This window comes from Acidisoma sp. S159 (assembly GCF_009766125.1).
In the GTDB taxonomy this organism is placed as follows: Bacteria; Pseudomonadota; Alphaproteobacteria; order Acetobacterales; family Acetobacteraceae; genus Acidisoma.
Window position 1 is genome coordinate 129,953 of the sequence record NZ_LMUG01000104.1, and the last position, 316, is coordinate 130,268.

Here is a 316-nt window from a genome sequence, read left to right on the forward strand (position 1 = left end):
ACGGCAAAGGGTGACATCTTCGGGCTAATTCAGTTCCTTAATCCGAGCCTGAGTTTTGACGAGATTCGCAAGATTCTCCGCCCCTTCATCGGTCTGAGCCCAACTTTCCCGGTCCACGAGCGGCCGTCGGCAAAGCCAGCGCCGGACGTGCCATGTGCGGTGAAGTGGGAGCGTCGGCGACTGCCTCGGCCGGGATCGCCGACCTGGCGCTATCTGACCGAGACACGCCGTCTGCCCACGCTCGTCGTGTCCGTCGCGATCGGCGCCGGCATGCTACGGGAAGGGCCCCATGGCAGTGCTTGGTTTGCCCATCGTG

General features: G+C 63.6%; 1 protein-coding gene. It reads left to right on the forward strand.

Annotation, left to right across the window (positions count from 1 at the left end; translation table 11 throughout):
- A partial coding sequence (locus tag GSQ92_RS30695) for a DUF3991 domain-containing protein (protein WP_216857046.1) occupies positions 1 to 316 on the forward strand: 316 nt, incomplete at both ends.